Raw genomic sequence first — 19,222 nt, forward strand, 5'->3', positions numbered from 1 at the left:
TCCGCACCACCGCCCCCGGGCCCACTGCCGGGGAGCTGGTGGCGAAGAACCTCGGCAGGTCAGCGCAGCGCCGACGCAGACTCCGACTCGGCAACCGACCCGGTCAGCGAGAGGTGGCGGGTCGCCACCCGCCACCCGATCGCGTAGACCAGGGTGACCAGACCGCCACCGGCCAGCACCACCCGTTCGTCCACCACGTCAATCATCGACGCCACCACCAGCTGGCTCACCGTGATGGCGAGGGTCGCCAGCATCATGTCGGTGGCGAAAACCCGCCCCCGTAACCGGTCCGGGACCTCGCCCTGGAGGGCGTAGTTGGACATGACCCAGTTACTGCCCCCGGCGAAGTGCGCCACAAAGACCAACACGAGCACCAGCGGGAACCAGTTCACCGCCGAGGTGCCCAGATAGGCCAGCCCGTACAGCGACATGGACAACGCCAGGCCGGGCAGCAGCCAGGCCCGGTTACCCAGGACCCGTCGCATCAGGATCGGACCGACCAGAGCCCCCGCCCCACGTACCGCGAAGAGCAGACCGGCGCCGATCGGGCCTGCCCCATAGGTCGCTGCCAGCAAAGGAAAGACCGTCAACACACCATTCCCGAGACCGACCGCCGACTTCACCGTCACCAACGCCAGCACCCGGGGCCGGTGGCCGATGTAGCCGAGCGCCTCCCGGACCGCCGCCCAGGTCGGCTGGACCGGCCGGTCCCGATCTAGGGGAGCCTGCAACGGCCGACGGATCAGCCCGGCCAGGACCGCCGCCAGGAGCAGGCCGGCGGCGGCGACCCAGAAGGCGACGTACGGTCCGGTGACGCTGCTCAGCACACCGCCGAGCGATGCCCCGACAATCGTCATCGTGCCCCACGCCGAACCCGCGACCGCATTACCCGCGGCCAACTCGTCCCGGTCCAGCACGTTCGGCAGGGCGGCCTGCGCGGCCGGTGAGTAGAACGCCTTCGCTACCGCCACCACCCCGATCCCGACCAACGCCAGCCAGGCGGTGCCGGCATCGCGTACGCCGAGGAGCAGCAGCACGCCGACCAGCGCAGCGATGTTGGCTCCGATCATGATCCGGCGACGATCGAACCGGTCCGCCACCGCCCCGGCGTACGGCAGCAGCAGCGCCACGACGCCGGTCTCCATGGCCAGCAGCAGCGCACCCCACACGCCGCTGCCGGTCAAGGCTGGCAGGAGCACCAGCAACGGCACCATGACGAACCAGTCAACGCCGAAGACCATCAGCTGGGCCAAGAGCAGTTTGCGGAAGTTCCGGTTACGACGCAGGACCGAGAGGACGGACGGCATCACCGAACCCTATCCACCACGGTGCCGGGCTCTGGTCATCGTACGGACAGCAGGGCCCGGACACGGCGCGGACGCCCTCGATCAGCCGTCGAGGGCGTCCGCGGGCCAGGGCGCGCTACTCCGCCGGCGGAAGCGGCGAGGTGCGGCTTCTGGGCAGTCGCAGTACCTCAAACTGGTCAGTTCCATCGACCAGCGCCGGCGAGGGCATTGGTTGGCCGGACGCCTCCCCGGTGGCGGTGACGGTGGCGGCGCCCGGACTCGCAGGCTCGGCCGCACCGGGCTCGGTGGCCGCCGGCTCAGCCGAGGTGGACGTGGCGGCCGATGCCTCGACCACGGCCCGCGTCCCCCGCCGACCGGCCCGCCAGTCCCGGATCGACTCCTTGGCGTGCTCGACCATGACGTACAGGGTCGGTACCAGCACCAGGGTGAGCAACGTCGAGCTGAGCAGACCGCCGATCACCACGATCGCCAGGGGCTCCGAGATGAAGCCGCCCTCGCCGGTGAGGCCGAGGGCCATCGGCAGCAGCGCGAAGATGGTCGCGACCGCGGTCATCAGAATCGGGCGCAGCCGGCGCCGGCCGCCCTCGACAACCGCCTCCCGGACCCCCAGGCCCTGCGCCCGGTACTGGTTGACCAGGTCGAGCAGGACAATCGCGTTGGTCACCACGATGCCGACCAGCATGAGAACACCGATCAACGCCGGTACGCCCAGTGGGGTGCCGGTGGCCAGCAGCAGCCCGATCGCGCCGGTCGCCGCGAACGGCACGGAGACCAGCAGAATCAACGCCTGAGTCAGGCTACGGAACGTCACAACCATGATCAGGAAGACGATCGCGATCGCGGCTAGCACCGCCAGCCCCAGATCAGCGAAGGCCTCCTCCTGGTCCGCGCTGACCCCGCCGATGACGAAGGTGGCCCCGGGGACGTCGATCGCGTCCAGCCGCTCCTGCAGCTCCTGGCTGGTCGCACCGAGGTCGGAGCCGGTGGCCGTGCCGGTCACCGAGACGCTGCGCTCACCGTCGATCCGGGTGATCTGCTGGGGGCCGAGCACCTCGCTGACCTCAGCGATGGCGCCCAGCGTGACCGCACCGACCGGCAGTGCCCGCAACTGCTCCGTTGACACCGGCGGCTGGACGGTCTGCAGGACCACGTCCCGCTGCTGCCCCTCGAGCGTCAGCTGCCCCAGGGGGGCGCCCCGGAAGGCCTGCGCGACGAGCTGCCCGACCCTCGCCTCGGTGAGCCCGACCGCCGCGGCCTTCGCCCGATCAACCGTGACCGCGACCTGCCCGACCTGGGTGGCCACGCTGGTGGTCACATCCTCGACGCCGGACAGCCCCGTCATCGCCGCCGACACCTCGTCGATGGCCTGGGTCCGGGTCGCCGGATCGGTGGCCTGCACGACCACCTCGAGCTGATTAGCGGCAGCTCCACCCTGCCCGGTCCCGAACCGGAACTCACCCGCCTCGGCACCGAACTCGTCGAACTTTCCGCGCAGGACAGCACGCATCTGCTCGGCGTCGGTGTCGGTGAGGGTGAGCGACCAGGTCGCCACGTTGTTGCCGCTGGCACCGGCCCACGGGTTACCCCCGGCGCCCGCCGTCACCTGGTAGGTCTCGATGCCCTCGGTCTCGGCCAGCACCTCCTCCACCTGTTGGGCCGCCGCGTCCGTTCCGGCCAGTCCGGTGCCGGCCGGCAGTTCCTGGGTGATGGTCAACGTGTCCTGGCCGGAGTCGTCGAGAAAGTTCGTCTCCAGCTGGCGGGAGAGGCCAAACGTGCCGAAGAGGACCAGGACGCCGAGGCCGAGGGTGATCCATCGGGTCGACCGCTCGCGGGTGGCGAAGCCGATGACCGGCAGGTACGCACGCTGTAGCGGGCTTCGCAGCTCCTTCTCCTCCGCTGCCCGGCGCACCGCCGCCGCACCCGCCGTCTTGCCGGCTGGCTGGAGGAACCAGTACGCCAGCACCGGAATGAGGGTCAGCGACACCAGCAGCGAGGCGAGCAGCGCCACCGTGACGGTGATCGCGAACGGCGCGAAGAGCTGCCCGATGAATCCACCGACCAGCGCGATCGGGGCGAAGACGGCGACCGTGGTGAGGGTGGAGGCGGTCACCGCACCGGCCACCTCACGGACCGCGGTACGGATGGCCTCCTGCTTGGACTCGCCATACTCAAGATGCCGTTTGATGTTCTCCAGCACCACGATCGAGTCGTCGACGACGCGACCGACGGCGATGGTCAACGCGCCGAGGGTGAGCAGGTTGAGCGAGTAGTCACCGATCCAGAGCGCAATGAGCGCGACCAGCACCGACAACGGGATGGAGACCGCGGTGACGACGGTGGAGCGCACCGAGAGGAGGAAGACCAGGATCACCAGGGCGGCCATCACGAGGCCGATCAGCCCCTTGGTGGCGAGACCCTTGATCGACTTCTCGACGAAGGGAGCCTGGTCGAAGACGACGGTCAGCTCGGCACCGGAGGCGGTGCGCAGCTCCGCGAGCCGGTCCCGGATCTCCTGGGAGATCTCCACCGCGTTCCCGTCCGGGGTCGCGGTTACGGCGATGCCCAGGCTTTCCTGGCCGTTGGTACGCGTGATCGCGGTGACCGGGGTGAGCCGCTGCTCCACCCTCGCCACGTCGCCGAGGCGCACCGGGGCCGCCGGCGCCACCGTGAGGATGACGCCACGCAGCTCGTCGAGGGTGCCCAGCGGGGTGCCAACCTGCACCGGGAGCGTCTGCTGGCCATCCACCACCGCGCCGGCCGGAATGGCGACGCCGTTGGCTCGCAATGCCCCGCCGAAGGCGCTGGGCTGAATCCCGGCGGCCGTGATCTTCGCCATGTCGGGCGTGATTACCACCACCTCATCACGGGTGCCCGTCAGGTCGACCGTACGGACGCCCTCGATCGCGGCCAGCTCCGGCAGGACCGTACCGCGAAGCTGCTCGCCGAGCGCCTGCTGATCGGCATCGCCGGAGGCGGCGAGCACCACCGCCGGCAGGTCATCCGTACCGCCGGCGATGACCTGCGGGTCAACCCCGTCCGGCAGCTCCACGACCCGGTTGACCGCGCTCTGTAGCTGGCTAACCGCCTCGTCCACATCGGTACCGAATTCGTACTCAACCTGGATGGTCGACGACCCCTCGCGCGAGGTGGAGGTGATCTTCTCCAGCCCGGCTACGCCCTGCAGACTGTTCTCGATCGGTGCGGTTACCTGCGACTCCACAGCCTCCGGACCGGCGCCCGGATAGCCCGCCACGATAAAGGCGGCCGGGAACTCCAGCGACGGTAGGAGCTGCTGCTTCAGCGACGGTACGGCGAACGCTCCGAACACCGTGGTGACCACCGCGACAAGGGCTATCAGCCCTCTATTGGCAAGACTGAATCTGGCGAGCAGCGACATCGGCTGGGCTCACTCCTGATGCGGGAAATGGGTGCGGGTGAGTCGAGTGTCCCGTACTGGTTCTGCACCGGTACGGCGGGGTTCGATCTCAGCGCCCCGCGAGTTTGCTCGCCGGTATCACGGGCGAGCCCCGCCCCGCCCTCAGGTCAGATCGAGTGAACGGGCCGCGGCCAGGGGGTCATTGGCGATGGTCACCGGCGCGGGGGCAGTCGAGATCGCCCACTCCGGGTCTTTCAGACCATGACCAGTCACCGTGCAGACAACCGTCGAACCCGGCGGCACCGTACCCGCGGCGGCCTGCTGGAGCAGTCCGGCGACACTCGCGGCGCTGCCCAACTCGACGAAGCTCCCGACATCGCGAGCGAGCAGCCGGTAGGCGGTCAGGATCTCCCGGTCGGTGACCGCGGCGATCAGACCGCCCGAGGCGTCCCGGGCATCCAGTGCTCTCGGCCAACTCGCCGGATTGCCGATCCGGATTGCGGTGGCGATGGTGGCTGGTTCCCGCACCGCCTGGCCGGTGACGATCGGCGCGGCGCCAGCGGCCTGAAAACCGTAGAGTTTCGGGGCCCGGGTGATATTTCCGGCCGCCTGTTCCTCCGAGTAGCCGAGCCAGTAGGCGGAGATGTTCCCCGCATTACCGACCGGCATGCAGTGGATGTCCGGCGCCGCGCCGAGCGCCTCGACGATCTCGAACGCGGCGGTCTTCTGGCCGTGTAGGCGATCGATGTTCACCGAGTTCACCAGGGCCACCGGATAGTCCTGGGCGAGCTTGGCGGCCAGCGCCAGGCAGTCATCGAAGTTGCCGCTGACCTGAAGCAGGCGAGCACCGTGCACCAGCGCCTGGGCGAGTTTGCCCAGCGCGATCTTGCCCTGCGGCACCAGCACTGCGCAGGTCAGGCCAGCTCGCGCCGCGTAGGCCGCGGCCGAGGCACTGGTGTTGCCGGTCGAGGCACAAATGATCACCTTGTTGTCAGCCTCGACCGCTTTGGAGACCGCGACGGTCATCCCGCGGTCCTTGAAGGAGCCGGTCGGGTTGGCGCCCTCGACCTTCAGATAGACCTCGCACCTGGTCCGCGCCGACAGCACCGGCGCCGGCAGCAGTGGGGTGTTCCCCTCGTGCAGGGTGACAACCGGGGTGGTCGCCGTAACCGGCAGCCGACCTCGATACGCGTCGATAAGACCCCGCCACATGTCGTCTCCTCCGCCTCTCCCCGGCCCGGACTGGGCTATGCGCTGCCCTCGACCCGCAGCACGCTGGCTACCGACCGGACCGCGTCCAGCCCGCGCAATGCCTGGACCGTCGCGGCGAGTGCGGCATCCGGCGCGACATGGGTGACGATGACCAGGTCGGCATCGTCGTCCCGGCCGGCCGCGCCGCTGCCCGCGGCACCCTGCCGAACGGTTGCTATCGATACACCGTGCTGCGCGAACACACCCGCCACCGCCGCCAACACCCCGGGACGGTCGGTCACGTCGAGGCTGATGTGGTAGCGGGTGAGCGCCTCCCCCATCGGCCGCACCGGCAGGTCGGCGTAGGCGGACTCACTGGCCGCCCGGACCCCGGCGAGCCGGTTGCGGGAGACCGCCACCACGTCGCCGAGCACCGCGCTGGCGGTCGGCGCCCCACCCGCACCCGGCCCGTAGAACATCAACTGCCCCGCCGCCTCGGCCTCCACGAACACCGCGTTGAAGGCGTCACCCACGCTGGCGAGGGGGTGGGTGAGCGGAATCATCGCCGGATGCACCCGTACGCTGACGGTCTCCCGGCCATCCGCGGCGGTGCCCCGCGCTGCGATGCAGAGCAGCTTGATGGTGCAGCCCATCGCCTTGGCGCTGGCGACATCGGCGGCGGCCACCTCGGTGATGCCCTCCCGGTGCACATCCGCCGCGCCGACCCGGGTATGGAACGCCAGTGAGGCGAGGATCGCCGCCTTGGCCGCCGCGTCGAAACCCTCCACGTCGGCCGTCGGGTCAGCCTCGGCGTACCCCAGATCAGTCGCCTCGGCCAACGCCTCGGCGAAGCCGGCGCCGGTGCTGTCCATGGCGGAGAGGATGAAGTTGGTGGTGCCATTGACGATGCCGGTCACCCGGGTGACCCGGTCCCCGTGCAACGACTCCCGCAGCGGGCGCAGCAGGGGGATCGCGCCGGCCACGGCCGCCTCGTAGTAGAGGTCGCCCCCGCCCTGCGCCGCCGCGTCGTGCAGCGACCCGCCGTCCTCGGCGAGCAGCGCCTTGTTCGCGGTTACCACGCTCTTACCCGCCCGCAGCGCCTCCACCAGCCAGCTCCGGGCCGGTTCGATGCCGCCGACGCACTCGACCACCACGTCGATGTCGTCCCGTTTGACCAGGTCGAGCGGGTCAGCGGTGAAGACGAGAGGATCGACCGGCAACTCCCCCCGGTCCCGGCCGATCCGCCGGACAGCGATGCCGGCGATCTCCAGCGGGGCACCGATCCGGGCGGCGAGATCGGCGGACTGCGAGTGCAGCAGCCGAACCACCTCGCTGCCGACCGTGCCGCAGCCGAGCAGCGCCAAGCGCACAGGTGATGTCATCCCACATCCAAAGCGAGCAGATCCTCTTCGGTTTCCCGGCGGACGATCAGGCGAGCCCGGCCGTCACGCACCGCGACCACCGGAGGGCGCGGTACATGGTTGTAGTTGCTGGCCATACTCCGGCAGTAGGCACCCGTGCCGGGCACGGCGACAAGATCTCCGGGCTGCACGTCGGCGGGCAGGAATTCATCCTTGACCACGATGTCCCCAGACTCACAGTGCTTTCCCACAACGCGGGCAAGCACCGGCTCGGCGACGCTCGCTCGGGACGCCAGAGTCGCCGAGTACGACGCGTCGTAGAGCGCGGTTCGGATGTTGTCGCTCATGCCACCGTCAACACTCACATAACAACGACGCCCATCGGCCGCGTCCCCACCGGCGCCGACCGGCACCGACTTGACCGTGCCCACCTCGTAGAGCGTGAACATGGCCGGGCCGACGATCGCCCGGCCCGGCTCGATCGACAGGTGCGGCACAGCCAGCCGCTCGGCGGCACACTCCCCGTCAACGATTTTGCGTAGTCGCTTCGCCAGGTCGGCCGGCGTGGCCGGGTCGTCCTGCGAGGTGTACGCGATGCCGAAGCCGCCGCCCAGGTCCAGCTCCGGTAGCTGCACCCCCCGCGCGTCGCGGATCTGCGCCTGCAGCGCCAGCACCCGGCGGGCGGAGACCTCGAAACCGCTCGCATCGAAGATCTGCGACCCGATGTGCGAGTGCAGACCGCGCAGCTCCAGCACGTCCTCGTCGAGAATGCGCAGCACGGCGGCGATCGCCGCGCCGTCCGCCAGCGAGAAACCGAACTTCTGGTCCTCGTGCGCGGTGGCGATGAACTCGTGCGTGTGCGCCTCCACGCCAACGGTGACCCGCACCAACACCCGGGGGCGGACGTCCCGCTCGCGAGCCAACGCGGTAAGCCGGTCGATCTCGTGGGATGAGTCGACGATGATCCGCCCCACCCCGACCTCCACCGCCCGACTCAGCTCGGCGATCGACTTGTTGTTGCCGTGGAAGCCGATCCGCTCCGGTGGCATCCCGGCCGCCAGCGCGGTAGCCAACTCGCCACCACTGCACACGTCCAGGTACAGGCCCTCCTCGGCGACCATTCGGGCAACCGCACGGCAGAGGAAGGCCTTACCGGCGTAGTAGACATCCTCGGTCGGGAAGGCGGCACGGAAATCCCGGCAGCGGCTCCGCAGGTCCTCCTCGTCCAGGAGGTACACCGCGGTGCCGAACTGGGCCGCGAGATCCCGTACCGAGCAGCCCGCGACGGCGAGCGCGCCGTCCCCCGCCCGGCTGACGGTACGCGGCCACAGCGCGGGTATCAGGGCGTTAACGTCCCGCGGGGCCCGCAGCCACGCCGCCCCCTGGCTGCCGATCTCCCCGTGCAGGGCGCCGGCCTCATGTGCGCGCATTACTTGTCTCCGCTTCCCGACTGCGGGGCTCGCAAGCTCACTCCTCGCGCTCGCACTACTTGTCTCCGCTTCCCGACTGCGGGGCTCGCAAGCTCACTCCTCGCGCTCGCACTACTTGTCTCCGCTTCCCGACTGCGGGGCTCGCAAGCTCACTCCTCGCGCTCGCATGTCACATCCGCTCTGGGGCCGTGACGCCGAGCAGCCGCAGGCCGTTGGCGATGACCACGCGGGTGGCGTCGTTGATCCAGAGCCGGGCGCGGTGCAGGTCGGTGATCTTCTCGTCGCCCCGCGGCAGCACCCGACAGTTGTCATAGAAGCGGTGGTACGCCCCGGCCAGGTCCTCCAGGTAGCGGGCGATCCGGTGTGGCTCCCGCAGCTCGGCGGCGGTGGCCACCACGGCGGGGAACTCGGCCAGCGCCTTCAACAGCTCGTTTTCCTTGTCATGGTCGAGCAGCTCGGGGTGGAAGTCCGCCGAGCCACCCCGGGCCAGCCCGACCTCCGCGGCATTGCGCCCCACATTCGCCGTACGCGCCGCCACGTACTGCACGTAGTAGACCGGGTTGTCGCGGCTGGCCCGGGTCCACAGCTCGATGTCGATGTCGATCGGGGAGTCGGTGGAGTAGCGCGCCAGCGCGTACCGGGCGGCGTCCACACCGATCGCGTCGACCAGGTCCTCCAGGCTCACCACGGTGCCGGCTCGCTTACTCATCCGCACCGGGGCCCCGTCCCGGACCAGGTTGACCATCTGCCCGATGAGGATCTCCAGGTTGCGGCTCGGGTCGTCGCCGAAGCAGGCGACCATCGCCTTCATCCGGCCCAGGTAGCCGTGGTGGTCCGCGCCGAGCATCAGCACGACCCGCTCGAAGCCGCGCTCCCGCTTGTCCAGGTAGTAGGCGCAGTCCGCGGCGAAGTACGTCCACTCGCCGTCGGACTTGCGCAGCACCCGGTCCTTGTCGTCGCCGAAGTCGGTGGTGCGCAGCCAGGTGGCGCCGTCGGCTTCGAAGATGTGGCCCTGCTGCCGGAGCCGCTCCAGGGCGAGCTCCAACTCACCCCGGTCGTGCAGGTCCTTTTCGTTGAAGTAGGTGTCGAACTCCACGCCGAAGTCACGCAGCGACGACTTGATCTCCGCGAACATCAACTCGACGCCCTCGACCCGGAACACCTCCTGGGCGGCGGCGGCGTCGAGCGCCAGCACGTCCGGCCGCCGGGACTGGACCTGCTGCGCGATCTCCGCAAGGTACGCGCCGGCGTACCCGTCCTCCGGCGGCGGCTCCCCCTTCGCCGCAGCCAGCAGGGAGCGGGCGAACCGATCGATCTGCGAACCGGCGTCGTTGAAGTAGTACTCGGTGGCGACCGCAGCCCCGGTGGCGCGCAGCAACCGGCTCAACGCGTCACCGACCGCCGCCCACCGGACGCCGCCGATGTGCACCGGGCCGGTGGGATTGGCCGACACGAACTCGAGGTTGATCGACTGACCGGCGAGCCGGCCACTGCGGCCGTACTCCGCGCCGGTCTCGACGATCACCTGGGCCAGCTGGCCCGCGGCGGCCGCGTCGAGGCGGATGTTCAGGAAGCCCGGGCCGGCGATCTCCACCGACTTGACCCCCACGGCCTGGCCGAGCTGCTCGGCCAGCGCAGCGGCGAGCTCCCGGGGCGGGACTCCCACCTTCTTGCTGAGCTGCAGGGCCAGCGTCGAGGCGTAGTCCCCGTGCTCGACGTTGCGGGGTCGCTCCACCGCGGTCTGCTCCGGAAGCGTGGAGCGGTCCAGGCCCCGCTCGGTAAAGACGGCGTGGGCTGCGGTGAGGACGACCTCGGCGAGTTCTGCGGGAGTCACCGAACCATGCTATCGGGGGTAGACTCAGTCCCCGCGGCGGCGACCCAGCATGTGACCCCAGCCCGCCAGATCCCCCGACCGACCGACCTGACGAGGCCCGATGAGCATCAGCACCCCGGGCGGCCCGGAACGCCACCCGACCGTTGCCAGCAGCACGAAGAAGTCAGCCGGGGGCAGGCCGGCCAAGCCCGGATCCGGCACGCCAGCGGGGGGCAGACCGGGGTCCGGTAAACCAGTGGGCAGTCAGCGCGGCGGCAAGAAGCCACGCAAGCCGATCACTCCGGTCAGGGTGAGCCAGGAGCGCAACTGGGGGCCGATCGCCCTCTTCGTTGCCGTCGGCGTGCTCGCTGTCGCAATCGTCGGCTACGGCGGCTGGGCGGCATTCCAGGGCTCCAAGCCGTGGGACGAACGGGCGAACGAGATCGCCGGCATCGTCAACTACCGCGAGAAGGACCCGGAGCTGGTCACGGGCGGCAACCACCAGCAGGGCTCAATCCAGTACTCCGTCCTACCCCCGGTCGCCGGCCCACACAACGACGCCTGGCAGAACTGCATGGGCGACATCTACGACGCACCGATCGCCAGCGAGCACGCGGTGCACAGCCTGGAGCACGGCGCGGTGTGGATCACTTACCAGCCCGACCTCGACGCCGGCCAGGTCGAGAAGTTGGCCGAGCGGGTACGCGGCAACGAGAAGCTCCTCCTCAGCCCGTACGAAGGCCTGGACCAGGCGATCTCGCTCCAGGCCTGGGGCTACCAGCTCAAGGTCGACAACGCCGACGACGGCCGGATCGACGATTTCATCAAGACGCTGAAGGTCAATGCCTCTGTCGAGGGGCCAACCGCCCTCTGCGCTCAGGGCGTCACCGCCACCGGCACCACGCCGCGGGAGCTCGGCCCGCAGATGCCGCAGTAGTTAGGAGCCGGGATGTCCGTCCGCACGCCCCTCGAAGAAAAGCCAGACGGGGCTCCGCCCGCCGCCAGCGCCCGTCGCCCCGCTACCCGGTTCGGCACGGCGACGATGGCGATCGCCATCGTGATCGGCCTCCTGCTCGGCTATGCGGGCGGCCTACTCACCCCCAACCTCAACCGGCCCGGGGACACCTCCGCCGAGGCGGGCTTCGCCCGGGACATGACCACCCACCACGCCCAGGCGGTGGAGATGGGGTTGATCGCCTTCAAGCACGGCACGGACCGGGAGGTCCAGACGATCGGTAGCGACATCGCCCTCGGTCAGCAGGGTGACATCGGCATCATGCAGGCCTGGCTACGGTCGTGGGAGCTGGACCCGACCGGCTCCGAGCCCCGGATGGCGTGGGTACCGGACGGCACCGAGATGATCCGTGACGGGCTGATGCCGGGGATGGCCACTGCGGAGCAGATGACACAGCTACGGGAGGCCCGGGGCACGGAGGTGGATGTCCTCTTCCTCGAGCTGATGATCACGCACCACATCGGCGGCATCCACATGGTTGATGCGCTGCTCGACCAGAGCGACGAGAAGGACGTGGTCCAGACCGCGCAGACCATGAAGAACACCCAGCAGACAGATCTGACCAACCTGCGCAACGCACTCGAGCGCATCCGGGGCTGATCGGGCGGCTGGGCTGTCCTGCGACCCGCACCACCACGGGATGGTGCGGGTCGTTTGTCATGGTCAGAGGTGCGCACCGCGGGCCCGCCGAGCCCGGTCCCACCCAACGGGCCAGACCCGGACCGGCCATACCCCACTGAGGAAGCAAGTCCGATTCGAGAGGTTGATCCCTCTCCGGGCGAATACATCTCAAAGAGAAGTTTCTCCGCACATATCGTGACCAGTTGCGATTCGGGCTCGTTGCGTAAGACGTGGGTGTTGCACTGAGAGACGCACGGCGTTCGGTCACCAGCTGGTGTCGGCGCCACACAATCGGCGGTGACGGGGCGGTGGCGGCCGTCCGTCGCGGAGTGCGGCAGAGCGAGCCAGGAGCGCTCAGCCGCGAACAGGAACTCGAGCTGATCGACACCTTGCGGGGCAGCTACCCCGACGCGTTCGGCTTGGACGAGGAGCTCTGGACGCGACAGGGCCTACACACCCTCATCCAGAACCGGTTCGGGTTGCCGCTCGACCCCGGCGCCGTCGGGGTGTATCTGCGAGCGTGGGGACTCGGTCCACGGGAGCCACGCGAGCGCGCCTGCGGGCTCTGCGTCGGCACGGTGGAGCGATGGGTGCGCACCGAGTACCCAGCGATCATCCGGGCCGCTCAGGAGCACCTGGCCGACGTGCACTGGATCGGCCGGATCCGGCTCCGCGGCACGATGCCGGCGGCGGACATCATCTCCGCGGTCTCGTCCCGAGGGCGGGTCCAATTCATGATCACCACGCCGTCGGTGGACCCCCCGCTCCCGCGTGACTTTGTACTCCGGCTCAGCGGAGCGGAGCAACGCACCGTCCACCTGATCGTTGACGGCTCGTGGCCCCGCAATGAGTGGCCACGTCGGCTACCCCGCCGCATCGCGCTACACCCGTTGCCGAGCTGCGGTCGCGCCGTCGCCGCGTGACCCCAGCTCGCCCGGACGCGGGCAACTGGAGCGCATCCGCGCATACCGATTCGGTGATCGCGGGAGGGGTTTGCTACTCTTCTCCGGTCGCTGAGCCCCCGTAGCTCAGGGGATAGAGCACCGCCCTCCGGAGGCGGGAGCGCAGGTTCGAATCCTGCCGGGGGCACCACCAAGAGGCTGTGACCACTCGGGTCACGCGGCCAGGGCCACCAGCGTAGGCCAACGGCCACACCGGAATTCCGAACGGACACGCGCGATGTCGATGGCATCGCGACGGGTCGCGCCATCCCGCTACGACGGCTTGTTCGGTACCCGGTCTGCGGCTGCCGTGAGCTGGTCAGCCAGGTTTCTCAGCGCCGGCCGTAACTCGTCGGGTCGGCGGATGGTGAAGGGCCATTCCAGTGCGGCCAGCAGGCGGGCCATGCCGTCCAGGCTCTCGGCCCGCGCGTGCATCACGACACCGGCGACAGCTGTCTCGAGCGTCACGGCGGAGCGCGGCAGTCGGCGGGCGACGTCGTCCAGCGGCCCGTGGATGAGGACTTCGACCTCCCAGCGGTAGGGAACACGAGCAAGCGCCGACGTCAGGTGAGTAACGGGGTCAAAACCCTCAGGCACCGTGAAGGTTTGCGTACCAGTTGCAAGCGAAGTGATCCGGTCGATGCGGAAGGTTCTTAGGTTGTCGTACCGGTGGTCGCGTCCGACCACATACCAACGGCCGCGATGGAAGACGACACCGTAAGGATCGAGGTCACGTTCGGTCTGCTCCTGTTGCCAGGACAGATAGCTCAGGTGGACGGCCGTACGGCCACGCGATGCCTGGGCCAGGGCCAGCAGCACACCCACCTCGGGCGCCTGCGCGGTCACCGCGTTCGTCGTGAAGGACAGGGTCTCCCGAATGGCAGCCAGCGGCTCCCGCAGGCCGCGGGGGAGGACCCGTTCGATCTTGGCCAGGGCGCCCGAGTGCGCCGGAGTGGTCATGCTCATGCCCAGCCGCTCTGCGGCGAGCAGTCCCACGACAACGGCGAGGGCCTCGTCGTTGGTGAGGACCAGGGGCGGCATCCGATAGCCGCGGGCTAGGCGGTAGCCGCCGTGGCGTCCCCGTTCGGCCGCTACCGGGATCCCGAGATCGCGCAGGTGCGCGGCGTAGCGACGGACAGTTCGGACGTCAGTGCCGAGCCGGTCGGCCAGTTCCCGACCAGCAAGCCGCGGGTGCGACTGCAGGAGCTCCAGCAGGGTCAGGATGCGCGTCAGCGGATGAGACATGGGTCACTCAAGATATCCGGGCGGGATCTGTCCTGTATTGATCCTACGCTTGCGACGCCTCAAGCTAGGGAGAACACATGGCTACCTTCGTACTCGTTCCCGGCGCCTGGCTCGGCGCATGGGCCTGGCACGACACCGCGCACGCGCTAGCTGGGCGCGGACACACGGCGCTTCCGCTGACGCTGACCGGCCTCGGTGAGTACGCCGACCGTGGCACTCCGGCGACGAACCTGGAAACCCACATCGCCGACATCGTCGATGTCATCGAGCAACGTGACCTGCACGACGTCACCCTGGTCGCCCACAGCTACGCGGGCGCTCCCGTCACCGGAGCAGCCGCACAACTCGATGCACGGCTGAAGCGTGTGGTGTACGTGGACAGCGCTCCGTTCGCCACCGGCATGTGCATGCTCGACCTCATGCCACCGGAGGCCGCTGACCAGCTACGCCAGCAGGTGGCAGCGGATGGCGGTGGATGGCGACTACCGATGCCCCCCTTGGAAGTCCTGGGAATGTCCAGCAGCCTCGACGGACTCGACCAGAACAAGCGGGAGCTGCTGCGGGCACGTGCCACCGCCCAACCATTCGGGACCTACGAGCAGCGGCTCACTGGCCCGGCCGAACCCCGCCACGACGTCGACCGCGTCCTGGTCACGTGCAACGACTTCCGGGACTTGTTGAACGCCGGAGTACCGGCCCTGGCGTCCCTCACCCAGCCCCCGTGGCGGCGTTTCGACCTGCACACGGGGCACTGGCCGATGTTGTCCGCCCCGACTGAGCTCGCCGATGCCCTCGATACGGCCGTGAGCTGACAGCGGCGCCGGTACGCGGTGCGGCAGCCGAACGGCGTCGGATGCCCGGCGGTCACCCCGACCGGCACTCAGCCGGCGGCCCGCCGGGCACGGGCCCGACGCTTCCCCTCCTGCATCGCCTGCACCCGAGCCACCGGGATGGTGCGCCCCTCCGCGATCAGGTCGGCCGGGAGCCGCTGCGCCGTAGGCATTCCGTCCGCCCACGGGTCACCGGTGGCGACCAGTGCGGGCACGGTCTGAATCGTGAAGTCGGCGGGCGTAACCGATGGCAGGACGTCCCAGGGCACCGGGAACGAAACCGGCACGCCGGACCGTAGCCGCGGGCTGTAGGCGGCCACCACCGTCGCCCCACCAGCTCGGGTGGAGTCGATGAAGACCTTCCCACTCCGGTCCTCCCGGATGAAGGCGGTCGTCGCGACGTCCGGGTCGAGGCGTGCCGCCCGAAGCGCGAGCGCTCGGGTGGCGGCGGCCAGCTCCTCCGCCGTCGCCTCCGCCGTCACCGGCACGAACACATGCACCCCCTTGGCACCGCTGGTCTTCACCGCCCCGGCCAGCCCGGCACCGGCGAGCGCCCGCCGGACCAGGAGGGCCGCGGCCACCGCCGCCTCGAACGGGGCGCCCTCCGGCGGGTCCAGGTCGAGCACGAGGTGGGTCGGGCACTGCAGGGCAGCGACCGTGGCGAGGGTGGGGTGGAACTCCACCGCCCGCTGGTTGGCGAGCCAGAGCAACGTACGTCGGTCGCCGCAGAGGGCGTACGAGATCTCGCGGTGCGACGCTGCCGCCCACACCCCCGTACGAGGAACCCATTCCGGGGTGTACCTCGGCAGGTTCTTCTGCATGAACGGGGGTTGCCCGGGGCGCACCCGCATGACCGACAACGGCCGCTCCCGCAGGTACGGCAGGATTCGGTCGCGCACCGCGTCCAGGTAGTTCACCAGGTCGCGCTTTGTCGCGCCCGCCCCGTCAAACAGCGGCTGACTCAGGTTAGTCAGTGCGACCCCGTCCCGGGTCTCCTCGACCTTGCCCATCTGATCACCCTGCCGGCAGCCGAGACGGCGGTCAACACACCCGGCCGCCGACATGAGCACGTCAGCCAGCCGCGGGCCGGAACCGGCGGCCACCGCCAGAGCACCGCCAGAAGCGCCTTCGCCACGGCCAATCGGACCCACCTGGGTGTGGCGAACGCCACTGGTTTGCCCATCAGTCGGCATCTGACCGATCGGTCAGGCATGCTGTGCGAGGAGGTGGAACCGGCATGACACGGGCAGCGCCCGAGCGGCACGACGATATTCTCGCGGCGGCGGGGCGACGGTTTGCGCAATCCGGCTACCGGGGCACGTCGTTGCAGGACATCGCGGCAGACGTGGGCTGTTCGAAGGCGGCGGTGCTTTACCACTTCGCCGACAAGAAAGCCATTCTTGCCGAATTGGTAGCCCGGCCGATCGACCAGCTACGGGAACTCGACGAGCGCATCGCCGCCGCGAGCAGCCCGGCGGAGGCGCAACGGGTCGCGGCCGAGGGCTACGTCGACCTGGCCGTCCAGTTCCGCCGCGAGACCGCGTTCCTCCGCGGTGAGTTCCCCGGCCTGTTCCAGCAACCCCCCTTCAGCCACCTACAACACATCCCGGATCGGCTCGTCCGCGCCTTTGCCGGGCAATCCGATCGCCCGGCTGCCCGGGTCTCGGCGCTGGTGATTCTCGCCGGCATCGCCGAGACGTGCGGCGAGTTCATCGATCTCCCCGAGGCGGAGCTACGACCGGCGCTGCTCGCGCTGGTCCGCCGGGCACTCGAACCGGTCAACTGACCCACCAATAACGACGGAGGACATCGACCCATGTCGACCCTGCTCTATCGGCTCGGCCGCGGCGCGATGCGCAGGCGACGCCTCGTCGCCGCGATCTGGCTCGTCGTGCTCGTCGGTCTCGGCCTGGCGGCCCTGAACCTGCGCGGCCCGACGGCGAGCGACTTCAGCATGCCCGGCACCGAGTCGCAGCAGGCGAGGGATCTGCTCGATGAGCAGTTCTCGGCGGCCAGCGGCGCCACCGGCACGATCGCGCTCAAAGCTCCACAGCCGGGCCTGCTCGGCACGCCAGAGGGCCAGGCGGTGGCGACCGAGGTCACCCAGGAGGCCGCGACGCTGCCCGGTGTGATCGGCGCGGTGGACCCACTCACGGCCCAGGCGATCAGCCCCGACGGCCAGTACGGGCTGATCCAGGTCCAGTTCGCCGAGGGCGCGGACAAGGTCACCAACGAAGAGCGGGAGGCGTACGAACAGGTCGGCGCCGCGGCCAAGGCGGAGGGCTGGCAGGTAGCCCCCGGCGGCGAGGTGCTCAACGCCGAGCCGCAGGCCGGCTCCTCGGAGGCGATCGGCGTCGCCGTCGCGGCAATCGTCCTGGTCGTCACCTTCGGCTCACTGGTAGCGGCGGGAATGACCATGCTGAACGCGCTGATCGGGGTCGGCGTCGGCATGGCCGGTCTCTACGCGCTCAGCGGCACGGTCGAGTTGACCAGCACCGCGCCGATCCTCGCCCTGATGCTCGGTCTCGCGGTCGGCATCGACTACTCGCTCTTCATCACCTCCCGCTACCGGCAGAACCTGCTCGAGGGGCTACCGCCGGACGAGGCGGTCGGCCGGGCGGTCGGCACCGCCGGCTCGGCTGTGCTCTTCGCCGGCGCCACCGTGGTCATCGCGCTCTCCGGTCTGGCGGTGGTGAACATCCCGTTCCTGACCGTGATGGGTCTGGCCGCCGCCGGAACGATCGTCATCGCCGTGCTGGTCGCCCTCACCCTGCAGCCCGCGCTGCTCGGCTTCGCCGGGCGGCGGGTGCTCCGCCGTAAGCAACGGCACCAGTACCGGGCCAACCCGATCGAGCCGGGAACCGATGCACCCGAGCCGACCGCGCCGGCCGAGGACCGCTCCACGTTCGGCTTCCGCTGGGCTCGGTTGGCCATCCGGTTCCGGGTGCCGGTGATCCTGGTCGCCCTGCTCGGGCTCGGCGCGCTCGCGCTGCCCACCTCCGACATGCGGCTGGCCCTCCCGGACCAGGGGACCGCGCCGGTCGGCTCGCCGGCCCGGGTCTCCAACGACCTGATCAGTGAGGGCTTCGGGCCGGGCTTCACCGGTCGGCTGGCGATCGTGGTGGCCGGGGACAGCCCGGAGGCGACGGCGGCAGCCGTACCCCAGGTCGCAGCCCTGGTTCAGGGCACTGACAACGTCCTGGCCGTGACGCCACCGCAGCTGAGTCCGGACGGGCGGACCGCTTTGCTCGGTGTGATCCCGGAGACCGGGCCCACCGACCCGGCGACCGAGCGGGTGGTGGACGACATCCGCGGCTCGGTCGGCGGCATCCAGGGCGCCGACGTGCTGCTCACCGGGGTAACCGCGATTGGCATCGACGTCTCGGAGAAGCTCACCGACGCCCTGCCGATCTACCTACTCCTGGTGGTCGGCCTGTCGATCGTGCTGTTGATGCTGGTGTTCCGCTCGCTGCTGGTGCCGGTGAAGGCCGCGCTGGGCTTCCTGCTCACGGTGGCGGCCACCTTCGGGCTCACCGTCGCGGTCTTCCAGCAGGGCCACCTCGCCGACCTGGTCGGTCTGGACACACCAGGGCCGCTGATCAGCTTCCTGCCGATCCTGCTCATCGGTATCCTCTTCGGACTCGCGATGGACTACGAGGTCTTCCTCGTCTCCCGAATGCGGGAGGACTTCGTCCACGGCGACACCGCCCGGCAGGCCACCATCAACGGGATGGGGCACGGCGCCCGGGTGGTCACCGCGGCCGCGCTCATCATGATCTCCGTCTTCGGTGGCTTCATCTTCATGGAGGACCCGGTCATCAAGTCGATGGGCTTCGCGCTGGCGGTCGGCGTCGCCATCGATGCGTTCGTGGTCCGGATGACGATCGTGCCGGCGGTCATGTCCCTGCTCGGCGACGCCGGTTGGTGGCTGCCGCGCTGGCTGAACCGGGTCCTGCCCAACGTGGACGTGGAGGGTGAGGGCCTGCGGAACCACCTGGCGGAGCAGGAGCCCGCCCGCACCTGAGGTCAGTGAAGCGGCCCCTTGCCCGGGGTGGGACGCGCCGGGCAGGGGGCCCTTCCTGTGCTGGCCCC

General features: G+C 69.8%; 14 protein-coding genes and 1 tRNA gene. 7 read left to right on the plus strand and 8 right to left on the minus strand.

The genetic code is table 11. The features are described 5' to 3' along the window. Window positions 1-59 precede the first annotated feature (59 nt). From SALPAC6_RS0104275 to argS, 6 genes are all read right to left on the minus strand, one after another. Entirely contained in the window at window positions 60-1,307 is a 1,248-nt protein-coding gene (locus SALPAC6_RS0104275) for an MFS transporter (RefSeq protein WP_018252205.1), read from the minus strand. A 115-nt stretch (window positions 1,308-1,422) separates the two neighbouring features. After that, window positions 1,423-4,704, minus strand: coding sequence for an efflux RND transporter permease subunit (locus SALPAC6_RS0104280; protein WP_026189311.1), 3,282 nt, complete (start codon window positions 4,702-4,704; stop codon window positions 1,423-1,425). A gap of 141 nt (window positions 4,705-4,845) precedes the next feature. Continuing rightward, the gene (gene thrC, locus SALPAC6_RS0104285) at window positions 4,846-5,895 is read right to left on the minus strand and encodes a threonine synthase (protein ID WP_018252207.1); all 1,050 of its coding nucleotides are present in this window, start codon (window positions 5,893-5,895) and stop codon (window positions 4,846-4,848) included. 35 nt (window positions 5,896-5,930) lie between these two features. Continuing rightward, window positions 5,931-7,244, minus strand: a complete 1,314-nt coding sequence (locus SALPAC6_RS0104290; RefSeq protein WP_018252208.1) for a homoserine dehydrogenase — start codon at window positions 7,242-7,244, stop codon at window positions 5,931-5,933. Between the two features lie 8 nt (window positions 7,245-7,252). Next, window positions 7,253-8,665 carry a diaminopimelate decarboxylase gene (gene lysA, locus SALPAC6_RS0104295; protein ID WP_018252209.1) on the minus strand — a complete coding sequence of 471 codons (1,413 nt, stop codon included), beginning with the start codon at window positions 8,663-8,665 and terminating at the stop codon, window positions 7,253-7,255. A gap of 169 nt (window positions 8,666-8,834) precedes the next feature. Beyond that, window positions 8,835-10,499 carry an arginine--tRNA ligase gene (gene argS, locus SALPAC6_RS0104300; RefSeq protein WP_018252210.1) on the minus strand — a complete coding sequence of 555 codons (1,665 nt, stop codon included), beginning with the start codon at window positions 10,497-10,499 and terminating at the stop codon, window positions 8,835-8,837. A 100-nt stretch (window positions 10,500-10,599) separates the two neighbouring features. Between argS and SALPAC6_RS0104305 the strand changes: the two genes are divergently transcribed. From SALPAC6_RS0104305 to SALPAC6_RS0104320, 4 genes are all read left to right on the plus strand, one after another. Next, entirely contained in the window at window positions 10,600-11,415 is an 816-nt protein-coding gene (locus SALPAC6_RS0104305; RefSeq protein ID WP_026189312.1) for a DUF3105 domain-containing protein, read from the plus strand. A 12-nt stretch (window positions 11,416-11,427) separates the two neighbouring features. After that, window positions 11,428-12,093 (plus strand): DUF305 domain-containing protein, encoded by a 666-nt coding sequence (locus SALPAC6_RS0104310; RefSeq protein ID WP_018252213.1) that lies wholly within the window; start codon window positions 11,428-11,430, stop codon window positions 12,091-12,093. A 251-nt stretch (window positions 12,094-12,344) separates the two neighbouring features. After that, a complete protein-coding gene (locus tag SALPAC6_RS0104315; RefSeq protein ID WP_033667104.1) occupies window positions 12,345-13,037 on the plus strand; it encodes a winged helix-turn-helix domain-containing protein in 693 nt (230 codons plus the stop codon). Between the two features lie 94 nt (window positions 13,038-13,131). Further along, window positions 13,132-13,206 (plus strand) — tRNA-Arg (locus SALPAC6_RS0104320). Between the two features lie 122 nt (window positions 13,207-13,328). On the opposite strand, the gene SALPAC6_RS0104325 is transcribed toward SALPAC6_RS0104320, so the two are convergent. Further along, window positions 13,329-14,300 carry a helix-turn-helix transcriptional regulator gene (locus SALPAC6_RS0104325; protein WP_018252215.1) on the minus strand — a complete coding sequence of 324 codons (972 nt, stop codon included), beginning with the start codon at window positions 14,298-14,300 and terminating at the stop codon, window positions 13,329-13,331. 77 nt (window positions 14,301-14,377) lie between these two features. Between SALPAC6_RS0104325 and SALPAC6_RS0104330 the strand changes: the two genes are divergently transcribed. After that, entirely contained in the window at window positions 14,378-15,112 is a 735-nt protein-coding gene (locus SALPAC6_RS0104330; RefSeq protein ID WP_018252216.1) for an alpha/beta fold hydrolase, read from the plus strand. Window positions 15,113-15,180: 68 nt separating this feature from the next. Here SALPAC6_RS0104330 and SALPAC6_RS0104335 read toward each other — a convergent pair whose 3' ends face one another. Then, window positions 15,181-16,140, minus strand: coding sequence for a non-homologous end-joining DNA ligase LigD (locus SALPAC6_RS0104335; RefSeq protein WP_026189313.1), 960 nt, complete (start codon window positions 16,138-16,140; stop codon window positions 15,181-15,183). A 227-nt stretch (window positions 16,141-16,367) separates the two neighbouring features. Between SALPAC6_RS0104335 and SALPAC6_RS0104345 the strand changes: the two genes are divergently transcribed. Then, the gene (locus SALPAC6_RS0104345) at window positions 16,368-16,916 is read left to right on the plus strand and encodes a TetR/AcrR family transcriptional regulator (protein ID WP_018252218.1); all 549 of its coding nucleotides are present in this window, start codon (window positions 16,368-16,370) and stop codon (window positions 16,914-16,916) included. A gap of 30 nt (window positions 16,917-16,946) precedes the next feature. Beyond that, window positions 16,947-19,154 (plus strand): MMPL family transporter, encoded by a 2,208-nt coding sequence (locus SALPAC6_RS0104350; RefSeq protein ID WP_018252219.1) that lies wholly within the window; start codon window positions 16,947-16,949, stop codon window positions 19,152-19,154. Window positions 19,155-19,222: the final 68 nt, after the last annotated feature.

Source organism: Salinispora mooreana (assembly GCF_000379065.1).
In the GTDB taxonomy this organism is placed as follows: Bacteria; Actinomycetota; Actinomycetes; order Mycobacteriales; family Micromonosporaceae; genus Micromonospora; species Micromonospora mooreana.

Excerpts from the sequence above, each read along its gene's own strand:
- SALPAC6_RS0104275 (WP_018252205.1), bottom strand. The coding sequence starts at position 1,307 with ATGCCGTCCGTCCTCTCGGTCCTGCGTCGTAACCGGAACTTCCGCAAA.
- SALPAC6_RS0104280 (WP_026189311.1), bottom strand. The coding sequence starts at position 4,704 with ATGTCGCTGCTCGCCAGATTCAGTCTTGCCAATAGAGGGCTGATAGCC.
- thrC (WP_018252207.1), bottom strand. The coding sequence starts at position 5,895 with ATGTGGCGGGGTCTTATCGACGCGTATCGAGGTCGGCTGCCGGTTACG.
- lysA (WP_018252209.1), bottom strand. The coding sequence starts at position 8,665 with ATGCGCGCACATGAGGCCGGCGCCCTGCACGGGGAGATCGGCAGCCAG.
- SALPAC6_RS0104305 (WP_026189312.1), top strand. The coding sequence starts at position 10,600 with ATGAGCATCAGCACCCCGGGCGGCCCGGAACGCCACCCGACCGTTGCC.
- SALPAC6_RS0104310 (WP_018252213.1), top strand. The coding sequence starts at position 11,428 with ATGTCCGTCCGCACGCCCCTCGAAGAAAAGCCAGACGGGGCTCCGCCC.
- SALPAC6_RS0104325 (WP_018252215.1), bottom strand. The coding sequence starts at position 14,300 with ATGTCTCATCCGCTGACGCGCATCCTGACCCTGCTGGAGCTCCTGCAG.
- SALPAC6_RS0104330 (WP_018252216.1), top strand. The coding sequence starts at position 14,378 with ATGGCTACCTTCGTACTCGTTCCCGGCGCCTGGCTCGGCGCATGGGCC.
- SALPAC6_RS0104335 (WP_026189313.1), bottom strand. The coding sequence starts at position 16,140 with ATGGGCAAGGTCGAGGAGACCCGGGACGGGGTCGCACTGACTAACCTG.
- SALPAC6_RS0104345 (WP_018252218.1), top strand. The coding sequence starts at position 16,368 with ATGACACGGGCAGCGCCCGAGCGGCACGACGATATTCTCGCGGCGGCG.
- SALPAC6_RS0104350 (WP_018252219.1), top strand. The coding sequence starts at position 16,947 with ATGTCGACCCTGCTCTATCGGCTCGGCCGCGGCGCGATGCGCAGGCGA.